Below are 21,589 nucleotides of genomic sequence, written 5' to 3' on the forward strand. Positions count from 1 at the left end.
CTGCTATTGGGAGCGGTTGCCTCCTACATCTTGACCTCCATTGGTCTCGGAGTGGCCGCTAGGCCCTGTTCCCGCTGTTCGTCCCCACCCCATCCTGCTATGATTCGCGCGCCCTTTTTACGGGTAATCCTGACTAAAGTACTAGGTCTTATAGTTGACTTAAATGCTCGGGAATCGCATACTTGCCCACATTCTGAAACACCTTGGTAATTGTCCATGAGACTGACTACAAAAGGCCGATACGCGGTGACTGCCATGCTCGACCTGGCTCTGCACGCGCAAACTGGGCCGGTGTCCCTGGCCGATATCTCCGAGCGCCAAGGCATTTCCCTGTCCTATCTTGAGCAACTGTTCGCCAAATTGCGCCGTAGCAATCTGGTCTCCAGCGTGCGTGGGCCAGGTGGCGGCTATCAGTTGTCCCGCGATATGCAGGGCATTCAGGTGGCCCAGGTGATCGATGCGGTCAATGAATCCGTCGACGCGACCAAATGCCAGGGCCTGGGTGACTGCCATGCAGGCGACACCTGCCTGACGCACCATTTGTGGTGTGACTTGAGTCTGCAGATCCATGAGTTTTTGAGTGGTATCAGCTTGGCTGATCTTGTGACTCGCCGTGAGGTACAAGAAGTAGCCCAGCGTCAGGACCAGCGCCGTTGCAACACTAAGGCGCCGCGTCTGGACAAGATTGAAGCGTCCGCCGTCGAGTGACAGCCGAAGAGCTAACGGCACGCCAGCCAGCCTGATTTAGGAGAAAGTCCATGAAATTGCCGATTTACCTTGATTACTCAGCGACCACCCCGGTTGATCCGCGTGTCGCGCAAAAGATGAGCGAGTGCCTGCTGGTCGACGGAAACTTCGGCAACCCGGCCTCCCGTTCCCATGTATTCGGCTGGAAAGCCGAGGAAGCGGTCGAGAATGCTCGTCGCCAAGTCGCCGACCTTGTTAATGCCGACCCGCGCGAAATCGTCTGGACTTCCGGCGCCACTGAGTCCGACAACCTGGCAATCAAGGGCGCGGCGCATTTCTACGCGACCAAAGGCAAGCACCTGATCACCACCAAGATTGAGCACAAGGCTGTCCTCGACACCATGCGTCAACTGGAGCGTGAAGGTTTCGAAGTTACCTACCTTGAGCCGACCACCGACGGTATCGTCACCCCGGCCATGATTGAAGCCGCGCTGCGTGAAGACACAATCTTGGTTTCCGTGATCCACGTAAACAACGAAATCGGCACCATCAACGATATCTCGGCCATCGGCGAGCTGACTCGCTCCAAGGGCATTCTGTTGCACGTCGACGCTGCTCAGTCCACCGGCAAGGTTGATATCGACCTGTCCAAGCTGAAAGTTGACCTGATGTCGTTCTCGGCCCACAAGACTTACGGGCCTAAAGGTATCGGCGCGCTGTACGTGAGCCGTAAGCCACGCGTGCGCATCGAGGCCACCATGCACGGCGGCGGTCACGAACGCGGCATGCGTTCTGGCACCCTGGCGACCCACCAAATCGTAGGCATGGGCGAAGCCTTCCGTGTAGCCAAGGAAGACATGGCTGCCGAAAACGTGCGCATCAAGGCCCTGAGCGATCGCTTCTACAAGCAGGTCGAGAACCTTGAAGAGCTGTACATAAACGGCAGCATGACCGCCCGCGTACCGCATAACTTGAATTTGAGCTTTAACTACGTCGAAGGCGAGTCGCTGATCATGGCGCTCAAGGACCTGGCGGTTTCGTCCGGTTCGGCCTGCACCTCGGCCTCTCTTGAGCCTTCGTACGTACTGCGCGCCCTGGGCCGCAACGACGAACTGGCACATAGCTCGATCCGCTTTACGTTCGGCCGCTTCACCACCGAAGAACAAGTCGACTACGCCGCGCAGAAAGTCTGCGAAGCCGTCAACAAGCTGCGCGTTCTGTCGCCGCTGTGGGACATGTACAAAGACGGTGTCGATATTTCCAAGATCGAGTGGGCGGCACACTAACTATAGAAGCCGCCACCCAAGCTCTGTAGGAACGTGGCGGAAAACGCAGGCGTTTTTACAGGGTTCCAGAGCGGCCCTGATGAGTGAGGATTCAGTACCATGGCTTACAGCGAAAAGGTCATCGACCACTACGAAAACCCGCGCAACGTCGGCAAGATGAACGCGGAAGATCCTGATGTCGGCACCGGCATGGTCGGCGCTCCGGCGTGCGGCGATGTGATGCGCCTGCAGATCAAAGTCAACGAAGCTGGCGTTATCGAAGACGCCAAGTTCAAGACTTACGGTTGCGGTTCGGCCATCGCCTCCAGTTCTCTGGCAACCGAATGGATGAAAGGCAAGACTCTGGATGAGGCTGTGACTATCAGCAACACCCAGTTGGCCGAAGAACTGGCCCTGCCGCCAGTGAAAATCCACTGCTCCGTACTCGCAGAAGACGCCATCAAGGCGGCCGTTCGCGACTACAAGCAGAAGAAAGGCTTGATCTAAGCATTTGGCGACGAGTAAGGAGTCAACGATGGCTATCAGCATGACAGAAGCGGCTGCGCAGCACATTCGCCGCTCCCTGAATGGGCGCGGTAAAGGTGAGGGGATTCGTCTGGGTGTTCGCACCACGGGCTGTTCCGGCCTTGCCTACGTGCTGGAGTTTGTCGACGAGGTGGTTGAGGAAGATCAGGTGTTCGAAAGTCACGGCGAGAAAGTGATCATCGATCCTAAAAGCCTGACCTACCTGGACGGCACCGAACTCGATTTCGTCAAGGAAGGGTTGAACGAGGGCTTCAAGTTCAACAACCCCAACGTACGCGGTGAGTGTGGCTGCGGCGAAAGCTTCAACATCTGAGGCTATTCGTGGGTACTCCTTGTCATTTCGCTTTATTCGAGCTGCAGCCGAGCTTTCGGCTGGACCTTGAGCAGCTTGCCACGCGCTACCGAGAGTTGGCGCGTGGGGTGCATCCGGACCGCTTCGCTGACGCTTCCGAGCGTGAGCAACGCCTGGCCCTGCAGCAGTCGGCCAGCCTCAACGAGGCCTATCAGACACTGAAGAGTCCGCCAAAGCGCGCGCGTTACCTGCTCGCCATGAACGGCGGCGAGTTGCCGATTGAAGTCACGGTTCACGATCCCGACTTCCTGATGCAGCAAATGCAGTGGCGCGAAGAGCTCGAAGACCTACACGACGAGGCCGATGTGGCCGGTGTCGCCGTCTTCAAGCGCCGTCTGAAAGTGGCCCAGGATGAGCTCAACGAAAGCTTCGCAGCCTGTTGGGATGATGCAGCGCAACGTGAACAGGCCGAACGCCTGATGCGACGCATGCAGTTCCTCGACAAGCTCACCTACGAAGTGCGCCAGCTAGAAGAGCGCCTCGACGATTAACCCAGTGCTGCCCGTGATGCACGCCTGATAGACAGATAAGACCTGATTACCATGGCATTACTGCAAATCGCCGAACCCGGCCAAAGCCCTCAACCGCACCAGCGTCGCCTGGCGGTCGGGATTGACCTGGGCACCACCAATTCCCTGGTCGCTGCCCTGCGCAGTGGCCTGTCCGAACCGCTGCCGGACGCTGATGGCCAGGTCATCCTGCCCTCGGCCGTGCGCTATCACGCTGATCGCACCGAGGTCGGTGAGTCTGCCAAGTTGGCGGCATCTAGCGATCCTTTGAACACTGTGCTGTCTGTCAAGCGCTTGATGGGGCGTGGCTTGTCCGACGTCAAGCAGCTCGGCGACCAACTGCCGTATCGCTTTGTCGGCGGCGAATCCCACATGCCTTTCATCGATACTGTCCAGGGGCCGAAAAGCCCGGTGGAAGTGTCGGCTGATATCCTCAAGGTGCTGCGCCAGCGTGCAGAAACGACCTTGGGCGGCGAATTGGTCGGTGCAGTGATCACGGTTCCAGCTTATTTCGACGACGCACAGCGTCAAGCCACCAAGGATGCGGCGAAGCTTGCCGGCCTCAACGTGCTGCGCCTGCTCAACGAGCCGACTGCTGCTGCTGTGGCCTACGGTCTGGACCAGCACGCCGAAGGTCTGGTTGCCATTTATGACCTGGGCGGCGGCACTTTTGATATTTCGATCCTGCGCCTGACCGGCGGTGTGTTTGAGGTGCTGGCTACTGGTGGCGACAGCGCGTTGGGCGGCGATGACTTCGACCACGCGATCGCAGGCTGGATCATCAGCAGTGCCGGCTTGTCCGCGGACTTGGATCCAGGCGCACAGCGCAACTTGCTGCAAACTGCTTGTGCCGCTAAAGAAGCGCTGACTGATGCTGCCTCTATTGACGTGTCTTACGGCAACTGGTCGGCACCGCTTACGCGCGAAGCCTTTGATGCCTTGATCGAACCAATGGTCGCCCGCAGCCTCAAGGCGTGCCGTCGCGCCGTACGTGATTCCGGTATCGAGTTGGAAGACGTCGGTGCCGTGGTCATGGTGGGTGGTTCGACCCGTGTGCCGCGTGTTCGTGGGGCAGTTGCCGAGGCTTTTGGTCGCGAGCCACTGACCGAAATCGACCCCGATCAAGTAGTCGCCATCGGCGCAGCGATCCAGGCAGACACCTTGGCCGGCAACAAGCGCGATGGTGGCGAACTGCTGCTCCTCGACGTGATTCCGTTGTCGCTGGGGCTGGAGACCATGGGCGGCTTGATGGAGAAGGTGATTCCGCGCAACACCACCATCCCCGTCGCCCGCGCCCAGGACTTCACCACTTATAAAGACGGCCAGACGGCCATGATGATTCATGTGCTGCAAGGCGAGCGCGAGCTGATCAGTGACTGCCGCTCCCTGGCGCGTTTCGAATTGCGCGGTATCCCTGCGATGGTAGCCGGTGCTGCGAAAATTCGTGTGACCTTCCAAGTCGACGCCGACGGCCTGCTTAGTGTCGCGGCCCGTGAGCTGGGGTCGGGTGTTGAAGCCAGCATCCAGGTGAAGCCTTCCTACGGCCTCACCGACGGCGAAATCGCCAAGATGCTCAAGGACTCGTTCCAGTACGCCGGTGACGACAAGGTCGCCCGTGTGCTGCGCGAACAGCAAGTAGATGCACAGCGCCTGCTTGAAGCGGTGCAGGGCGCCCTTGAGGCTGACGGCGAACGCCTGCTGGATGCCGAAGAGCGCATGGTCATCGACCTGCAGATGCATGAATTGGCCGAACTGATGAAAGGCACTGATGGCTATGCTATCGAGCAACAGACCAAGCGCTTGTCGCAAGTGACCGATGCCTTTGCCGCCCGCCGTATGGACCAGACGGTAAAAGCCGCCCTGGCGGGACGCAACCTGAATGAAATCGAGGAATAATTAATGCCGCAGGTCATTTTTCTGCCACACGCCGAGCATTGTCCGGACGGTATGGTTGTGGAGGCTGAGACCGGCAAGTCCATCCTCGAAGTTGCCCATGACAACCACATCGAGATCGAAAGCGCTTGTGGTGGCGTGTGCGCCTGTACCACTTGTCACTGCATCATTCGCGAGGGTTTCAATTCGCTTGAAGAAGCCGACGAGCTGGAAGAGGACTTTCTCGATCGTGCCTGGGGCTTGGAAGCGCAATCGCGTCTAAGCTGTCAGGCAAGGGTGGGAACTGAGGACATCACTGTCGAAATTCCGAAATATTCGCTCAACCATGCGGCCGAAGCGCCGCATTGATTCAAGGAACTGTCATGAGCCTGAAATGGGTTGATGTACAAGAAATCGCTATACAACTTGCTGAAGCTCATCCTGAGGTCAATCCTCTTACCGTGAACTTCGTCAAACTGCGTGATCTCGTAATGGCGCTGCCGGAATTCGATGACATCCCGGATCGGGGTGGCGAAAAGGTTCTGGAGGCGATTCAGGGCCTGTGGATCGAAGAAGCAGACTGAGCCGCCTTTTACGCAGTTAGGCAATACCCAATAACCCGCGTATAATTCGCGGGTTTAATTTTTCGTAAATTACCGTTTCTGGAGTTACACCATGGCTGTTCAACGTACTTTCTCCATCATCAAGCCTGACGCTGTTGCAAAAAACGTCATCGGCGAGATCACCACTCGTTTCGAAAAAGCCGGCCTGAAGGTTGTAGCTTCGAAACTCAAGCAACTGTCCAAGGCTGAAGCTGAAGGCTTCTACGCTGAGCACAGCGCTCGTGGCTTCTTCGGCGACCTGGTTGCCTTCATGATCTCCGGTCCTGTTGTTGTTCAGGTTCTGGAAGGCGAAAACGCTATCGCTCTGAACCGTGAGCTGATGGGCGCTACCAACCCTAAAGAAGCTGCTGCCGGCACTATCCGTGCTGACTTCGCTGAATCCATCGACGCCAATGCTGTACACGGCTCGGACTCCGAAGCTGCCGCTGCTCGCGAAATCTCTTACTTTTTCGCTGCTACTGAAGTAACCGCTCGCTAAGCATTGGCTTAAAGAGTGAGGGTGAATCCATGACTACATCGACTGTTAAAACCAACCTGCTGGGTCTGACTCAGCCGGAAATGGAGAAATTCTTCGACTCAATCGGGGAGAAGCGCTTCCGTGCCGGTCAGGTAATGAAATGGATTCACCACTTTGGTGTCGACGATTTCGACGCCATGACGAACGTCAGCAAGGCCCTGCGCGACAAGCTCAAGGCCATTGCTGAGGTCCGTGGTCCCGAAGTTGTCAGCGAGGACATTTCCACCGACGGCACCCGTAAATGGGTGGTGCGCGTGGCGTCCGGCAGCTGCGTCGAGACCGTGTACATTCCCCAGGGCAAACGTGGCACCTTGTGCGTTTCGTCCCAGGCAGGCTGTGCCCTGGATTGCAGTTTCTGCTCCACCGGCAAGCAAGGCTTCAATAGCAACCTCACTGCCGCCGAAGTCATCGGCCAGGTGTGGATTGCCAACAAATCCTTTGGCAGCGTCCCGGCGACCGTCGACCGTGCCATCACCAACGTGGTGATGATGGGCATGGGTGAGCCGCTGCTGAACTTCGACAACGTGATTGCGGCCATGCATCTGATGATGGACGACCTGGGCTACGGCATCTCCAAACGCCGTGTGACCCTGTCGACCTCCGGTGTGGTACCGATGATTGATGAGCTGGCCAAGCACATCGACGTATCCCTGGCGTTGTCGCTGCACGCACCTAATGACGCATTGCGTAACCAATTGGTGCCGATCAACAAGAAGTATCCGCTTAAGATGCTGCTCGAATCTTGCCAGCGTTACATGGCGACTTTGGGTGAGAAACGCGTGCTGACCATTGAGTACACCATGCTCAAGGACATCAACGACAAGGTCGAACACGCGATCGAGATGATCGAGTTGCTCAAGAACACCCCGTGCAAGATCAACCTGATCCCGTTTAACCCGTTTCCCCATTCTGGCTACGAGCGGCCGAGCAACAACGCCATTCGTCGTTTCCAGGATCAACTGCACCAGGCAGGCTACAACGTCACCGTACGCACCACTCGTGGTGAAGACATCGACGCCGCCTGCGGCCAATTGGTAGGACAGGTGCTGGATCGCACCCGTCGCAGCGAACGTTATATCGCCGTGCGTGAACTGAATGCCGCCGACGACATGCCGCAAATCGCTGTGAATCGAATCTGAGAGAGGATCTCTATGCCCTTGCGCCTTGCGCTGCTTCTGCTTGTTACCGGCCTCGCGGCCGGTTGTGTTTCATCGGGCCATGAGAGCCCTTTGCAAACCGGTAAAGGTCGTGATGAGGCGCGAGTTGCCTATGTGCAACTGGGGTTGGGTTACCTGCAGCAGGGCATGAGCGAGCAGGCCAAGGTGCCTTTGAAAAAGGCCCTTGAGCTGGACAACAACGATGCCGACGCCAACGCTGCATTGGCCTTGGTGTTCCAAGCCCAGGCCGAACCTGAACTTGCCGATCAGTATTTCAGAAAGGCTTTGGCCTTCCGTCCTGCCGACCCTCGGCTGCTGAACAATTACGGCAGCTTCCTGTTCGAACAGAAACGTTATGACCAGGCTTCCCGTTATTTCCAGCAAGCTTCTTCCGACACCCTTTACCCAGAGCGTTCGCGGGTCTTCGAGAACCTTGGGGTGACCTCAATGCGTCTCGGCCAGCGCGACAGTGCTCGCCAGCAATTGGAAAAAGCCCTGCACCTGAACAGTCGCCAGCCGCGGGCGTTGCTCGAAATGGCTGAGTTGTCTTACGAAGACAGGCATTATGTGCCGGCACGTGACTATTACGAGCGTTTTAGCCTGCTCAGCGGGCAAAATGCACGTAGTCTATTGCTCGGTGTGCGCCTGGCGACAGTTCATGAAGAACGCGACACGGCCGCACATTTTGGCCAGCAACTCGAACGACTCTATCCCGGTACGCCGGAATATCAGCAATACCTGTCGGAGCAATGATGAAAGCGGCGCACCCGGAAGTTGTAGCAGCTAATCGCGTAAACCCAGGCGAAACCTTGCGTCAGGCCCGCGAAAGCAATGGTTGGTCGCTGGCGGAAGTGGCCCTCAAGCTCAATTTGACCACCACGTCCTTGGGCAATCTGGAAGCTGGCGCGTTCGATAAGCTGCCTGGGCACACCTTCGCCCGAGGCTATATCCGCGCATACGCCAAATTGCTGGGTATCGACCAGACCGTTCTGGTTCAGGAGTTCGACCAATTCACCGGCACCGATTCCCAGGGCAGCAGTGTTCATGGCCTGGGTCGTATCGAAGAGCCAGTGCGCGTTTCCCACACCATTTTGCGAATTGTTAGCCTGTTGCTGCTTGTTGCGGTGATCGGTGGCGGGTTTGTCTGGTGGCAAGACCAAGCCTCTCAGCGCAGTAAAGACCTGACCAGCAGCGCGATGGAGCACGTCGAAGTCGAAAGCGCCGATGGCACCACGCAGATCCATCCGTTGGATGAACCGGAAGACCAGGCTGTTGCCGAGGGGCAGGCCACGTCTGAAGCGCCGCTCGCGACCGAGCAACCGGCACCGGAAACCGCTCCTGCGACAACCGCCGCTGTGCCTGCTCCTGTAGCGCCAGCGACTCCGGCAGCGCCCACCGCCCAGGCTCATACGCCGGCAGCACCCGCGTCCGCGCCCCCCGCTCCAGCAGCCTCGGCTACGCCAGCTATTTCGCCACCTACCACTCCAGCATTGATCGCCGGTGACGGGCGCGTACAAGTGACCTACATTGCTGACTGCTGGACGCAAGTCACCGATGGCAACGGTAAAGTGCTGTTTAGTGGTCTTAAGCGTAAGGGAGATACTCTTGACCAAGGCGGTAAGCCTCCTCTGACGCTGCGTCTGGGCTTCGCCCGTGGCGCGCAAGTGGCCTACAACGGTCAGCCTGTGGACGTGGCGCCGTTCACCAGTGGCGAGACTGCTCGCCTCAAGTTGGGACAATAGTCATGCACGGCGAATCTCCAATCAAACGTCGCGTATCGCGCAAGATCTGGGTCGGCTCGGTGCCGGTGGGCGGCGACGCCCCCATCGCAGTACAAAGCATGACCAACAGCGACACCAATGATGTAGCCGCCACTGTGGCCCAGATCAACCGTTTGGAAGCCGCTGGCGTGGACATAGTGCGGGTTTCCGTGCCGGACATGGACGCTGCGGAAGCCTTCGGCCGCATCAAACAGTTGGTCAAGGTGCCGTTGGTTGCAGACATTCACTTCGACTACAAGATCGCGTTGCGCGTGGCTGAACTGGGTGTCGATTGCCTGCGTATCAACCCAGGCAACATCGGTCGTGAAGACCGTGTGCGCGCGGTGGTGGATGCCGCCCGTGATCGTGGGATCCCGATCCGCATCGGCGTCAACGCAGGTTCTCTGGAAAAAGACCTGCAAAAGAAATACGGCGAGCCCACTCCGGCGGCGCTGGTTGAGTCGGCATTGCGCCACGTTGAACACCTTGAACGCCTGAATTTCCAAGACTTCAAAGTCAGCGTAAAGGCCTCCGACGTGTTCATGGCGGTTGAAGCTTACCGGCTGCTGGCCAAGGAAATCGTGCAGCCATTGCACTTGGGTATCACCGAGGCTGGCGGTTTGCGCTCAGGCACAGTGAAATCTGCGGTAGGTCTCGGTATGCTGCTCGCCGAAGGGATTGGCGATACTATCCGCATCTCGTTGGCGGCAGACCCTGTAGAGGAAGTGAAAGTCGGTTACGACATTCTCAAATCCCTGCGTTTACGTTCCCGTGGCATCAACTTCATTGCCTGCCCGAGCTGCTCGCGGCAGAACTTCGACGTGGTGAAAACCATGAACGATTTGGAGTTGCGCCTTGAAGACTTGCTGGTACCGCTGGATGTTGCGGTGATCGGTTGCGTGGTCAACGGGCCGGGTGAAGCCAAGGAAGCGCATGTGGGCTTGACCGGCGGTACTCCGAACCTGATTTACATCGACGGCAAGCCGTCGCAGAAGTTAACGAATGACAATCTTGTGGATGAGCTGGAAAAGCTGATCCGCGAGAAAGCGGCCGAAAAGGTCGCCGCTGACGCAGCGCTGATCGCTCGCGGCTGATTGAACGAATTTAAGGATTTGATGTGAGCAAGTCTCTGCAAGCCATTCGTGGCATGAACGACATCCTGCCGGAGCAGACGCCCCTGTGGCGCTACTTCGAGAATACTGTCGCGCGTCTGCTGGATAACTACGGTTACAAGCAGATCCGCATGCCGATCGTCGAGTTCACCGAGCTGTTCAAGCGCTCCATCGGTGAAGTGACCGATATCGTCGAAAAAGAGATGTACACCTTTGAAGACCGTAACGGCGACTCCCTGACTCTGCGTCCGGAAGGCACTGCCGCGTGCGTGCGCGCTGTGCTTGAGCACGGCCTCACCGGTGGCGGCCAGCCGCAAAAACTATGGTACATCGGTCCGATGTTTCGCCACGAGCGTCCGCAAAAAGGCCGCTATCGTCAGTTCCACCAGATCGGCCTGGAAGTATTTAACCTCGACGGTCCGGACATCGATGCCGAGCTGATCGTGATGACGTGGCGGTTATGGGGCATGCTTGGCATTCGTGATGCGGTCAAGCTTGAACTCAACAGTCTGGGCACCAGCGAATCCCGTGGCCGCTACCGCGTCGCACTGGTCGAGTACCTGTCTGCGCATCTGGACAAGTTGGACGAAGACAGCCAGCGCCGTCTGAAAACCAACCCGTTGCGCGTGCTGGACACTAAGAACGCCGACACGCAGGCCGTAGTGGTCGATGCGCCGAAAATGGCCGACTACCTGGATGACGAATCCCGCGCGCACTTCGAGGGCCTCAAGGCTCGCCTGGATGCGGCCGGCATTCCCTACGTAATCAACCCTAAGTTGGTGCGTGGTCTCGATTACTACAGCAAAACCGTGTTCGAATGGGTCACTGACAAACTAGGCGCCCAAGGCACTGTGTGCGCGGGCGGCCGTTACGACGGCTTGGTCGAGCAGATGGGCGGCAAGCCGACCACCGGCGTGGGTTTTGCCATGGGCATCGAACGGCTGATCCTGCTGTTGGAAACTCTGGAGCAAATCCCCGCAGAAATCTCCCGTCAGGTGGATGTGTACCTGTGCGCCTTTGGTGAGGCAGCCGAACTGGCGGCCCTGGCCTTGAGCGAGAGCGTGCGCGACCAGCTGCCGAACCTGCGCCTTCAGATCAATGCTGGCGCGGGCAGCTTCAAGAGTCAGTTCAAGAAGGCCGACAAGAGCGGTGCACTGTATGCACTGATCCTCGGCGATGACGAGTTGGCCCAGCAAGTGATAGGTTTCAAACCCCTGCGTGGCCAGGGCGAGCAACAGAACATTGCCTTTGATGCGCTCGCTGCGCACTTGGCCACCTGCGTCGTGCAGGGTTGAAGCTGTCGAACAGCCGAATTTAGCGATTAAGGAGTATTGGGGTGTCGAGTACTGATGATGAGCAGTTGGCCGAGTTCAAGGACTGGTGGCAGCGTAACGGCAAGCCCCTGGTTACTGGCGGTCTGCTGGCTTTAGTGGTGGTGTTCGGCTGGCAAGCCTGGACAAAATATCAGGCCAACCAGTCCCAGGGCGCCTCTATCCTCTATCAGCAATTGCTGGAAACCACCCTGACGCCGGACGGCAAGCCCGACCCTGCGCAAGTGGCGGACCTGGCCGGCAAGCTGAAGAACGAATTCGGCGGTAGCACCTATGCCCAATACGGCAGCCTGTTCGTCGCGAAGGTCGCGGTCGATACCGGCAAGCTGGATGACGCCGCTGCAGAACTGAAGGCTATCGCCGACAAGCCGACCAACCCGACCCTGGGTGAAATCGCACGTCAGCGCCTGGCCCAGGTATTGGCGGCACAGAACAAAGCTGACGAAGCACTCAAACTGCTCGACGGTGATGCGGACAAGGCATTTGTTGCTACTCGCGAAGAGCTCAAGGGCGACCTGTTGGTCCAATTGGGTCGCACCGATGAAGCCAATGCTGCGTACAAGAAAGCCAAGGCGGCGCTGTCTGATGAAGCGGCGGTCGGTGGCTTACAAATCAAGCTCGACGACTTGGCCAAAGGGGATGCGTGACGTGATCCGTTGGAAACATGCAGCATTGCTGGCTCTGGCCGTTCTGGCCGCGGGTTGCAGCAGCAACAGTAAAAAAGAACTGCCTCCGGCCGAGCTGACCAGCTTCAAGGAAGAAGTAGTCCTGCAAAAGCAATGGAGCCGCTCCATCGGTGACGGCCAGGGCGAGACCTACAACATGTTGGTTCCGGCAATCGACGGTGACAACATTGTGGCTGCTGACGTGACCGGCGTAGTGATCTCCATGGATCGCATGAACGGCGATGTGAAATGGAAGACTGACCTCGAATTGCCTGTGTCCGGCGCCGTAGGCGTTGGTTATGGCCTGGTGATGGTCGGCACGCTGAAAGGCGAAGTGGTTGCCCTCGATTCCAGCACCGGTGAAGAGAAATGGCGCGCTCGCGTGACCAGTGAAGTCCTCGCACCCCCTGCCACCAACGGCGACATCGTTGTGGTGCAGACCCAGGATGACCGTGTAATCGGTCTGGATGCCGCTACCGGCAACCAGCGCTGGTTGTACGACAGTACTCCTGCGGTGTTGACCCTGCGTGGTACCAGTGGTCCGGTTGTAACCAACAATCTGGCCGTTGCAGGCCTGTCGACCGGTAAAGTGGTCGCCCTGGACACCCAGAACGGCGTGCCGGCCTGGGAAACCCGTGTGGCAATCCCGCAAGGTCGTTCCGAGCTGGATCGTGTAGTGGATATCGACGGTGGCTTGCTGCTGTCGGGTGAAACCCTCTACGTCGCCACCTATCAGGGCCGTGTTGCGGCGCTGGACCTGCAGAGCGGCCGCGTTAACTGGCAGCGTGATGCTTCCAGCTACGCCGGTGTCTCCCAAGGGTTTGGCAGCGTCTACGTCAGCCTGGCATCCGGCACTGTTGAAAGTGTCGACGAGCGTTCCACCACCGCGTTGTGGAGCAACGACTCCCTGGCTCGCCGTCAACTGTCGGCACCGGAAGTGTTCTCCAGCTACGTAGCGGTCGGCGATTTCGAAGGCTACTTGCATCTGCTGAGCCAGGTGGATGGTCGCTTCGTAGGTCGTGAGCGTATCGACAGCGACGGCCTGCGCGCGCGTCCGCTGGTGGTGGGTAACATGCTTTATGTGTATGGCAACAGCGGCAAGCTGGAAGCCCTGACCATCAAGTAAGAACTATGCTTGGGGTAACACCCAGGCGGCCCCGCTTCGGCGGGGCATGCGGCATCTGACGATGCTGCCCCGAGCACCAGCCGCTGCCCTGCAGCGGCTTTTGTATTTTCTGAAATAACGAAGTGGAGAGCCGCATGGTTCCCGTAATCGCCCTGGTGGGCCGACCTAACGTCGGCAAGTCCACCTTGTTCAACCGCCTGACTAGGACTCGCGACGCTATTGTCGGCGACTTGTCCGGTCTGACCCGTGATCGCCAATACGGTGAGGCAAAGTGGCAAGGGCGCTCCTACATTATTGTCGACACCGGTGGTATCTCCGGTGATGAGCATGGCATGGACGAAAAAATGGCCGAGCAGTCGCTGCTGGCCATTGAAGAAGCCGATGTCGTGTTGTTCCTGGTGGACGCCCGCGCTGGCTACACCGCTGCCGACCAGATGATCGGCGAGCACCTGCGCAAGCGTAACAAGCGTTCCTATTTGGTCGCGAACAAGATCGATAACATCGATCCTGAGGCGGCCCGTGCTGAATTCAGCCCGATGGGCCTGGGCGACGCGATCCCGGTTGCCGGTGCCCACGGCCGCGGCATCACGCAGATGCTGGAAATCGCTCTGCGCGACTTCCCGAAGGATGATGCTGAGGAAGAAGAAGGCGAAGAAGAGATCGTTGCCGAAGGTGAGGAAGCCAAGCGCATTCCTGGCCCTAGTGAAAAAGACGGTATCAAGATCGCCATCATCGGCCGTCCTAACGTCGGCAAGTCGACCCTGGTCAATCGTATGCTCGGTGAAGACCGGGTAATCGTGTACGACCAGCCTGGCACCACCCGCGACAGTATCTACATCCCGTTCGAGCGCAACGACGAGAAGTACACGCTGATCGACACAGCCGGTGTGCGCAAGCGCGGCAAGATCCACGAGGAAGTTGAAAAGTTTTCCGTGGTGAAAACCCTGCAAGCGATCAAAGACGCCAACGTGGTGATCTTCGTGATGGACGCCCGCGAAGGCGTGGTGGACCACGACCTCAACTTGCTGGGCTTTGCCCTGGAAGCGGGCCGGGCATTGGTCATCGCGATCAACAAGTGGGACGGCATGACGCCGAGCGAGCGCGATTTCGTCAAGATCGAGCTGCAGCGCCGCCTGTTCTTCGTCGAGTTCGCCGATATTCACTTTATCTCGGCATTGCACGGTACTGGCGTGGGTAACCTGTACGCTTCCGTACAGAATTCTTTCAAGTCCGCAGTCACCCGCTGGCCGACCAATCGTCTCACCCAGATCCTGGAAGATGCGGTGGGCGAGCATGCACCGCCGATGGTCAACAACCGCCGGATCAAACTGCGTTACGCCCACTTGGGTGGTGCCAACCCGCCGATTATCGTGATCCACGGTAACCAGATCGAGAAGGTGCCTAAGTCCTACGTGCGTTACTTGGAAAACACCTACCGCCGTGTCTTGAAGCTGGTCGGTACGCCGATCCGTATCGAGTTCAAGGGGGGCGAGAACCCATACGAAGGCAACAAGAACACACTGACTGACCGTCAGGTGAACAAGAAGCGTCGTTTGATGACTCACCACAAGAAGGCCGACAAGAAGCGCCGCGACAAGCGCTGATTCAAGCTTTAAAAAGGCGCCGGTAGCGCCTTTTTTACGCCTGCGATTCGGAAAAATAACACGCCAGCAGGAAGGTTGGTTCAAGCGTGAGGCCTGATAAGGACATCAATACGAGCAATCGTTTTTGTTGGTCCATGACCAGCCCAATGGGCTCGCTGAACTGCTGGTTGAAGTCCAGCTCAACGATGCCGGTGCCGTTAGGCCCGAAGCTTGTATCGATCTCGCCATTGCTATTGAAGCGCGCCATCACGGCCGTTTTGTTCAATACCTCTTCAAGGGTGCCGACCGCTACGATTTTGCCAGAGTCCACCAGCAACTTGTGCCAACGGGTCACGTTTGCCGTGATTACCGGTAGGCCATTGTTGAAGCCGGGATCCGGCACGCCGTCGGGGTCTAGTGAGATAAGCAGTGCTCCTTGCGCAGCAGAGCCGCACGCAAGGATCTTTTCATGGGTGGCAACGAGATCAAGGTATTGATGATCCTGGGTTCGGTACTCGCCGCTGATCGCGAAGGTTGTATCTACCGCACCTTCCGAGGTGTAACGCTGGAGGATTCCCGTCTTGATACCCCTGACATGGACGCTGTGGCCGTAAGCGAGAATCTTGTCGTCCGCTTGAATGGCGAGGCCTGCTAAAGCCGTGTTCTCGCCCGCCTTAAGGGTGTCGATATAGCCACGGCCACTATTGAAGGCGAGGTCGGTTTGGCCGTCGGCATTTATACGGGCTATCAGAGCTCCCCAGTGTCCGGGTTCGCCTGTGTACAAGTGCAGGGTGATTATCTTCCCGGTACTTTGAAGGGCCGCGTCCACGCCTGGCGCTTGGTTGGGGCCTTGTTCGTAGGTGATTGGCAGATTCAGTACCGATAGGCCGTTTTTACCGAACTGAAGGACGGGTGCTCCGGTTAGTTGGCTTTTAGCTACTGCGGGTACGGGAGTGCTTGAGTTGTGCGTCAGGGCTCCGCACAGCAAGTAGGACTGGTGATCCGCCGTGAGCACTTTCAGGCCATTTGAGGGCCATTGCTGATCCGATGGTTCAAAGAGCCCGGTCACGATTCCATTTTTACCGAAACCTTGATTGGGCTGCCCATCTGCTTGCAGGTTGAAATAGACGAAGTGGCCTTGGGGGTAAGTGTTCATATCCTTCAGAACACTGGCGGAAACCAGTAACTTGTCGTCAATGCTGTTCAATCCATATGCCCTGAAAATCGCTCCATCTTCGATGTTGAGCGGCAAGACTCCGCGTTCACCAAACGACGGATCCAGTTCACCGGTTTTGTGGAGGAGAGTGGTTGACATGGGTTGCCTCGCTGATGGGGTAAGCCTGATTAGTTAGGCGCTTTTTTCTTCGTTGAGGTAACTGTTAGAAATACCTGTTATGCACACTGAGACAGTCCGTTCGTCGCAGAGGACGCGGTAGAAGGCCGATACTGGTCATGGCTATCAACGGCGCGTGCCGGCTTTTTTTCTGACAACCGCATGGGCTATCCTCGACCCTTACCGCGCCATTGCAGCGACAGGTGTTCAGCAGGGACTCACCGAATGATCAACAGCAAGTTACCGAATGTCGGCACCACTATTTTCACCACTATGTCGCAATTGGCTGCCGAAACCGGTGCGCTCAACCTCTCCCAGGGGTTTCCCGACTTCAACGGCCCCCAGGCTTTACTCGATGCCGTGGGCAAACATGTTGCCAGCGGGCATAACCAATACTCCCCGATGACCGGCCTTCCGGCGCTGCGTCAACAGGTGGCGGGCAAGATCGCTCGCAGCTATGGCGCCACGGTCAACCCGGACAGCGAAGTGACCATCACCCCCGGTGCCACGGCTGCGATCTTCTGTGCGATCCAGGCGGTGATCCGCAGTGGCGATGAAGTCATCGTGTTCGATCCCTGCTACGACAGCTATGAGCCCTCGGTCGAACTGGCCGGGGGACGCTGTGTCCATGTGCAACTGAGCCTGCAAGGCTTTGCATTGGACTTTGAGAAGATCAAGGCCGCGCTGTCGCCACGCACGCGCATGATCATCCTCAACACCCCGCACAACCCGACTGGCGCGCTGATCAGCCGCGCCGAGCTGGACCAGTTGGCCGAACTGATCCGCGATCGCGATATCTACCTGGTCAGCGATGAGGTCTACGAACACCTGGTATTCGACGGCGTGCCCCACGTGAGCGTGCTGGCCCATAAAGAGCTGTACCTGCGTGCGTTCGTGGTCAGCTCCTTTGGCAAGACCTACCATGTCACCGGCTGGAAAACCGGCTACGTGGTCGCGCCACCGGCCCTGACGGCTGAATTGCGCAAGGTGCATCAATACGTCAACTTCTGTGGCGTAACCCCGTTGCAGTTCGCCTTGGCCGATTTCATGGCCGAACACCCGGAGCACGTCGACGAACTGCCTGCGTTCTATCAGGCCAAGCGCGATCTGTTCTGCGACCTGCTGGCGCCGTCGCGCTTCAGCTTTACCCGGGTGACCGGAACCTACTTCCAATTGGTGGATTACTCACAAATACGCCCGGACCTGGATGACGTCGCCATGTCCCTGTGGATGACCCGTGAACACGGTGTGGCGACTATCCCGGTCTCGGTGTTCTACCAGACCCCACCCCAAGGCCAGCGCCTGGTGCGCCTGTGCTTTGCCAAACGCGAGGAAACGCTGCAACAGGCAGCTGAAAAACTATGCGTGATCTGAGTGCACTGCCGAATTTGAATATCGCCCTGGTCCAGACCACCCTGGCCTGGCACGACCGCCAGGCCAACCTCGAACATTTCGACGGGCTGCTGGAGCAGGCCCGCGGCGCCGACCTCATCGTGCTCCCGGAGATGTTCACCACCGGTTTCTCCATGGACTCGCAAACCCTCGCCGAGCCGGAAAACGGCCCGACCCATCATTGGCTCCAGGCCCAGGCTGCGAAGTACAACGCGGTGATCACCGGTAGCGTGATCATCCAGGCCGCTGATGGCAGCCACCGCAACCGCCTGTTATGGGCGCGGCCGGATGGCGAGGTGTTGCACTACGATAAACGTCATTTGTTTCGTATGGCCGGTGAACACAATCACTACACACCCGGCGAGCGCCAGGTGCAGTTCGAGTTGAAAGGTTGGCGTGTTCGGCCGCTGATTTGCTACGACCTGCGCTTTCCGGTGTGGAGTCGGGATCCCCAGGACACTGACTTGCTGCTGTACACCGCCAATTGGCCGGGCGCGCGGCGCCAGCATTGGAACCGGTTGTTGCCGGCGCGGGCTATCGAGAACCTGTGCTACGTAGCGGCGGTCAATCGAGTAGGCACCGACGGCAAGGGCTTTGCCTACACTGGCGATAGCCAAGTGCTGGATTTCCAGGGCGAGAGCCTGCTGAGTGCGGGGGAGGCGGACGGGGTGTTCCAGGTGTGCCTTGACGCGGCTGAGCTCGCTGCGTATCGCACCAAGTTTCCGGCTAATCTGGATGCCGATAGCTTTCAGTTTGTCTGACAGACCGCTATCGGGGGGGGCAAGCCTCCTCCCACACTTTGATTTGTGAATACATTCAAAATGTGGGAGGGGGCTTGCCCCCGATGCGTCCCTGACAGGCAACCCAAATCTGGAACTCAATAAAAAGGCCCCTGGGTTCTCACCCAGGGGCCTTTTGTATGACGGCTAAGGTTACGCCGCTTTGGCTTCCTGCTGGCTCAGCGATCGGTTCAGCGCACTGAACAGCGCCTTGAAGCTCGCCGTGGTGATGTTTTCATCAATACCCACGCCATGCACTGGACGTTCGCCGTTCACACGCAGCTCGATGTAGGCGGCTGCCTTGGCGTTGGTACCCGCACCGATCGCATGTTCGTTGTAGTCCATGATTTCCACGCCAATCGGCAGGCCAGCCACCAGGGCTTCCAGTGCGCCGTTGCCCTTGCCCTTCCAGTGCAGGTTGGTTTCGCCCTGGCCCTTGCCCGAGACTTCCACTTCGACAAAGCTGTTGCCGTTCTCTTCCTGCAGGCGATGGCTGACCAGCGCGTACGGAGTGTTGGCTTGCAGGTATTCACGCTGCAGCAAGGCGTAGATCTGTGGTGCGGTCATCTCCAGGCCCACGCGGTCGGTTTCGGCCTGGACTACCTGGCTGAATTCGATCTGCATGCGGCGTGGCAAGCTGATGTCGTATTCCTGTTCCAGCAGGTAGGCGATGCCGCCTTTGCCCGACTGGCTGTTCACGCGGATCACCGCCTCGTAGCTGCGACCGATGTCAGCCGGGTCGATCGGCAAGTACGGCACTTCCCACAGGGCATCATCTTTCTGCTGAGTGAAGCCTTTGCGGATCGCGTCCTGGTGGGAACCGGAGAATGCGGTGTGCACCAGATCGCCGACGTACGGATGACGGGGGTGTACCTGGATCTGGTTGCACTCCTCGACGACTTTGCGCACACCGTCGATGTCGGAGAAGTCCAACTGCGGGTCCAGACCCTGGGTGTACATGTTCAACGCCACGGTGACGAGGTCGACGTTACCGGTACGCTCGCCGTTACCGAACAGGCAGCCTTCGACACGGTCGGCGCCTGCCATCAGACCCAGCTCGGTAGCGGCCACGCCGGTACCACGGTCGTTGTGGGTGTGCAGGCTGATGATCACGCTGTCACGGCGGTTGATATGGCGGCCGAACCACTCGATCTGATCGGCATAGATGTTAGGCGTGGCGCACTCCACGGTGGCTGGCAGGTTGAGGATCATCTTGTGCTCAGGCGTCGGGTTCCACACCTCGATCACCGCGTCACACACTTCCTTGGCGAACTCCAGTTCAGTGGCACTGAAGGTCTCTGGGGAATACTCGAAGGTCCACTGGGTTTCCGGCTGCTGGGCAGCGTATTTGACGAACAGCTTGGCCGCATTGACTGCGATGGCCTTGATGCCGTCCTTGTCCTGGTTGAACACGATGCGGCGGAACGACGGCGAGGTGGCGTTGTACAAGTGCACGATGGCTTTCTTGGCGCCGCGCAGGGATTCGAAGGTGCGTGCGATCAAGTCTTCACGGCCCTGGGTCAGCACCTGGATGGTGGTGTCCTCGGGGATGTGATTGTCTTCGATCAGGGTGCGCACGAAGTCGAAGTCGGTTTGCGACGCGGCAGGGAACGATGCCTCGATTTCCTTCACGCCGACGGCTACCAGGGTCTTCCAGAAGCGCAGTTTTTTCACTGCGTCCATCGGCTCGATCAACGACTGGTTGCCATCACGCAGGTCGGAGCTGCACCAGATCGGCGCGGTGGTGATGGTCTTCGATGGCCAAGTGCGGTCCGGGATATCGATGGTCGGAAACGCGCGGTACTTCGAAGACGGGTCTTTGAGCATGCTCATCGGGAAATCCTTTGTTGTAGGGGCCGAGAAAAGGCGGCCTGCCGTGGAACTGTTTTTGGGGATAAAGCGTAGAGACGAGGCAGATCGATTCAGCCTGGCAGTCGTGCGCTGACGAGGCACAGGCTGCGGTGCTGGCGGAGCTGAATGAGGGTGTGAGAGGTTTTCATAAGCTCAACCCTAACCGCCGAGGTGAAAGATGGCAAGCAGTCGAGAAAAATTGAGAGAAGTTCTGCTATTTACGTAGGAGGCGAGATTTTATGCCTGGAAATTCGGTGGGTTCTGAATTTAATTGCGCGCGCTTTGCAGCGCACGCAATCGAGTCATTCAGGGCTGGAACGCGCCGATAAAGATCGCAGGGTCCACCCGCGCATCGTTGAGGCTGATGTTCCAGTGCATATGTGGGCCGGTGGCGCGGCCGGTCGCGCCGACCTTGCCCACCACTGTCCCACGCACCAGTTGCTGGCCGACCTTCACGTCTATCTTCGACATATGACAGAACATGCTGATAAAGCCTTGGCCGTGGTCGACGAATACGGTGTTGCCGTTGAAGAAGTAGTTACCGACCAGAATCACCTTGCCGTTTGCCGGCGTCTTGATCGGCGTACCGGCCGGCACGGCGAAATCCAGGCCCGAATGCGGGTTGCGCTCTTCGCCGTTGAAGAAACGGCGCACGCCGAACTTGCTCGACAGGGGCCCGTTTACCGGTTTATCCAGCACCAGGTTACTCGGCAGGTTGGGGCTGAAGCTGCGGTAGGCCTTGAGCTGTACGGCCAGTTCGCCTTCGATGCGCTTCAGTTGAGCTGGGTCGGGGTTGACCTGGCTTTTGTTTTTCAGGGTGATGCGCTGTTCCGGGTATTTCTTATAGCCGACGATAAACGGCAGGCTGCGCCCGCCGCTGCTGATGCGCTCGTTACCCGGCTTGACGCTCAGCGGGATACCGACAATCGCCAGCCAATTGTCCTGTTCCTTGACCACCAGCACCGGCTTGCCTTGATAGGTCGCTTTCGGCGCTGCCGCCGAAGGGCCCAGGTCGACCACGGCCACACCACCCGGCACCGGTTTGTTCAAGGTACGGCTGATATAGCTATCGGCGTGGGCATTAAAGGTAAGGCACAGCAGCATCAACAAACTAAAGAGACGAGGCATC

22 protein-coding genes are annotated in these 21,589 nt (G+C 58.3%); 19 read left to right on the forward strand and 3 right to left on the reverse strand.

All coding sequences use genetic code 11. From position 1 onward, the window contains the following. Positions 1 to 216: 216 nt before the first annotated feature. The 17 genes from iscR (at position 217) to der (ending at position 15,126) form a co-directional block, all read left to right on the forward strand. On the forward strand, positions 217 to 708 hold the full coding sequence (gene iscR, locus ACKZ62_RS04765) for a Fe-S cluster assembly transcriptional regulator IscR (protein WP_003194020.1): 492 nt from the start codon (positions 217 to 219) through the stop codon (positions 706 to 708). Positions 709 to 758: 50 nt separating this feature from the next. Next, positions 759 to 1,973 (forward strand): IscS subfamily cysteine desulfurase, encoded by a 1,215-nt coding sequence (locus ACKZ62_RS04770; protein WP_032890684.1) that lies wholly within the window; start codon positions 759 to 761, stop codon positions 1,971 to 1,973. Positions 1,974 to 2,072: 99 nt separating this feature from the next. Next, positions 2,073 to 2,459, forward strand: coding sequence for a Fe-S cluster assembly scaffold IscU (gene iscU / locus ACKZ62_RS04775; protein ID WP_003209682.1), 387 nt, complete (start codon positions 2,073 to 2,075; stop codon positions 2,457 to 2,459). A 28-nt stretch (positions 2,460 to 2,487) separates the two neighbouring features. Continuing rightward, on the forward strand, positions 2,488 to 2,811 hold the full coding sequence (gene iscA, locus ACKZ62_RS04780) for an iron-sulfur cluster assembly protein IscA (protein ID WP_003209680.1): 324 nt from the start codon (positions 2,488 to 2,490) through the stop codon (positions 2,809 to 2,811). An 8-nt stretch (positions 2,812 to 2,819) separates the two neighbouring features. Further along, entirely contained in the window at positions 2,820 to 3,341 is a 522-nt protein-coding gene (gene hscB, locus ACKZ62_RS04785) for a co-chaperone HscB (protein WP_032890686.1), read from the forward strand. A 51-nt stretch (positions 3,342 to 3,392) separates the two neighbouring features. Beyond that, complete coding sequence (gene hscA, locus ACKZ62_RS04790) at positions 3,393 to 5,255, forward strand: Fe-S protein assembly chaperone HscA (protein ID WP_032890687.1); 1,863 nt, start codon at positions 3,393 to 3,395, stop codon at positions 5,253 to 5,255. 3 nt (positions 5,256 to 5,258) lie between these two features. Further along, positions 5,259 to 5,600 (forward strand): ISC system 2Fe-2S type ferredoxin, encoded by a 342-nt coding sequence (gene fdx, locus ACKZ62_RS04795; protein WP_099602716.1) that lies wholly within the window; start codon positions 5,259 to 5,261, stop codon positions 5,598 to 5,600. Positions 5,601 to 5,614: 14 nt separating this feature from the next. Further along, on the forward strand, positions 5,615 to 5,815 hold the full coding sequence (iscX, locus tag ACKZ62_RS04800) for a Fe-S cluster assembly protein IscX (protein WP_032890702.1): 201 nt from the start codon (positions 5,615 to 5,617) through the stop codon (positions 5,813 to 5,815). 91 nt (positions 5,816 to 5,906) lie between these two features. Beyond that, entirely contained in the window at positions 5,907 to 6,332 is a 426-nt protein-coding gene (gene ndk / locus ACKZ62_RS04805) for a nucleoside-diphosphate kinase (protein ID WP_003175956.1), read from the forward strand. A 29-nt stretch (positions 6,333 to 6,361) separates the two neighbouring features. Further along, positions 6,362 to 7,510, forward strand: a complete 1,149-nt coding sequence (gene rlmN / locus ACKZ62_RS04810; protein WP_032890704.1) for a dual-specificity RNA methyltransferase RlmN — start codon at positions 6,362 to 6,364, stop codon at positions 7,508 to 7,510. 12 nt (positions 7,511 to 7,522) lie between these two features. Then, positions 7,523 to 8,281, forward strand: coding sequence for a type IV pilus biogenesis/stability protein PilW (pilW, locus tag ACKZ62_RS04815; RefSeq protein ID WP_179179896.1), 759 nt, complete (start codon positions 7,523 to 7,525; stop codon positions 8,279 to 8,281). Continuing rightward, positions 8,281 to 9,270: a RodZ domain-containing protein gene (locus ACKZ62_RS04820; protein ID WP_179179897.1), complete on the forward strand. Its 990-nt coding sequence runs from the start codon at positions 8,281 to 8,283 to the stop codon at positions 9,268 to 9,270. Before pilW ends, ACKZ62_RS04820 begins: the two co-directional genes overlap by 1 nt. Before the next feature lie 2 nt (positions 9,271 to 9,272). Further along, positions 9,273 to 10,382: a flavodoxin-dependent (E)-4-hydroxy-3-methylbut-2-enyl-diphosphate synthase gene (gene ispG, locus ACKZ62_RS04825; RefSeq protein WP_003175952.1), complete on the forward strand. Its 1,110-nt coding sequence runs from the start codon at positions 9,273 to 9,275 to the stop codon at positions 10,380 to 10,382. Positions 10,383 to 10,405: 23 nt separating this feature from the next. Further along, positions 10,406 to 11,695: a histidine--tRNA ligase gene (gene hisS / locus ACKZ62_RS04830; protein WP_447096388.1), complete on the forward strand. Its 1,290-nt coding sequence runs from the start codon at positions 10,406 to 10,408 to the stop codon at positions 11,693 to 11,695. Between the two features lie 41 nt (positions 11,696 to 11,736). Next, positions 11,737 to 12,378, forward strand: coding sequence for a YfgM family protein (locus ACKZ62_RS04835; RefSeq protein WP_032890712.1), 642 nt, complete (start codon positions 11,737 to 11,739; stop codon positions 12,376 to 12,378). Then, entirely contained in the window at positions 12,371 to 13,522 is a 1,152-nt protein-coding gene (bamB, locus tag ACKZ62_RS04840; protein ID WP_032890714.1) for an outer membrane protein assembly factor BamB, read from the forward strand. The genes ACKZ62_RS04835 and bamB overlap by 8 nt, the downstream gene beginning before the upstream one ends. Before the next feature lie 134 nt (positions 13,523 to 13,656). Beyond that, complete coding sequence (der, locus tag ACKZ62_RS04845; protein WP_032890716.1) at positions 13,657 to 15,126, forward strand: ribosome biogenesis GTPase Der; 1,470 nt, start codon at positions 13,657 to 13,659, stop codon at positions 15,124 to 15,126. 34 nt (positions 15,127 to 15,160) lie between these two features. Here the strand turns inward: der and ACKZ62_RS04850 are convergent, their stop codons facing one another. Continuing rightward, positions 15,161 to 16,420, reverse strand: a complete 1,260-nt coding sequence (locus ACKZ62_RS04850; protein WP_447096389.1) for an NHL repeat-containing protein — start codon at positions 16,418 to 16,420, stop codon at positions 15,161 to 15,163. A gap of 243 nt (positions 16,421 to 16,663) precedes the next feature. Between ACKZ62_RS04850 and ACKZ62_RS04855 the strand changes: the two genes are divergently transcribed. Together ACKZ62_RS04855 and ACKZ62_RS04860 are read left to right on the forward strand one after the other, a co-directional pair. Further along, entirely contained in the window at positions 16,664 to 17,812 is a 1,149-nt protein-coding gene (locus ACKZ62_RS04855; protein ID WP_032890720.1) for a pyridoxal phosphate-dependent aminotransferase, read from the forward strand. Next, complete coding sequence (locus ACKZ62_RS04860) at positions 17,800 to 18,591, forward strand: amidohydrolase (RefSeq protein WP_095185818.1); 792 nt, start codon at positions 17,800 to 17,802, stop codon at positions 18,589 to 18,591. Before ACKZ62_RS04855 ends, ACKZ62_RS04860 begins: the two co-directional genes overlap by 13 nt. Positions 18,592 to 18,762: 171 nt before the next feature. Here the strand turns inward: ACKZ62_RS04860 and leuA are convergent, their stop codons facing one another. Next, positions 18,763 to 20,442: a 2-isopropylmalate synthase gene (gene leuA / locus ACKZ62_RS04865; protein ID WP_145338389.1), complete on the reverse strand. Its 1,680-nt coding sequence runs from the start codon at positions 20,440 to 20,442 to the stop codon at positions 18,763 to 18,765. 324 nt (positions 20,443 to 20,766) lie between these two features. After that, positions 20,767 to 21,588: a M23 family metallopeptidase gene (locus ACKZ62_RS04870; RefSeq protein ID WP_099602719.1), complete on the reverse strand. Its 822-nt coding sequence runs from the start codon at positions 21,586 to 21,588 to the stop codon at positions 20,767 to 20,769. Position 21,589: the final 1 nt, after the last annotated feature.

It is taken from the genome of Pseudomonas sivasensis (genome assembly GCF_052938085.1).